The organism is Desulfofundulus thermobenzoicus (assembly GCF_009428905.1).
GTDB lineage: Bacteria > Bacillota > Desulfotomaculia > Desulfotomaculales > Desulfovirgulaceae > Desulfofundulus_A > Desulfofundulus_A thermobenzoicus.
Genome location: NZ_WHYR01000265.1, coordinates 1 through 390 on the forward strand (window position 1 = coordinate 1; position 390 = coordinate 390).

General features: G+C 42.1%; 1 protein-coding gene. It reads left to right on the forward strand.

Annotation, left to right across the window (positions count from 1 at the left end; translation table 11 throughout):
• Positions 1-390: cation:proton antiporter domain-containing protein (locus GFC01_RS18565; protein WP_194175056.1), on the forward strand; the 390-nt coding region annotated here is incomplete at both ends.

The window sequence follows — 390 nt, forward strand, 5'->3', positions numbered from 1 at the left end:
ATCTTTACTCTCATTATAGTCTTAGTTGCCTTATCTGAATCACTCGGGGCTGAAAATATTCTTGGGGCGTTTTTAGCTGGCGTGCTTGTGTCCCTTCTTTCGCCAAATAAAGAGCTCGTTCAGCAGCTGGACTCATTTGGCTATGGATTTTTAATCCCGATCTTTTTTGTGATGGTCGGAGTAGATCTGAATATATGGGCACTGTTTAAGGACCCAAACATCATGATCATGATTCCGCTGCTGTTTATTGCGCTGCTTATAAGTAAGCTCATTCCGATTCTTTATTTGAAAAAATGGTATGACATGAAAAAGGTCATTGGCTCCGGCTTTTTATTAACTTCAACTTTATCTCTCGTCATTGCAGCTGCGACGATTGGTGAGCGGCTCGGG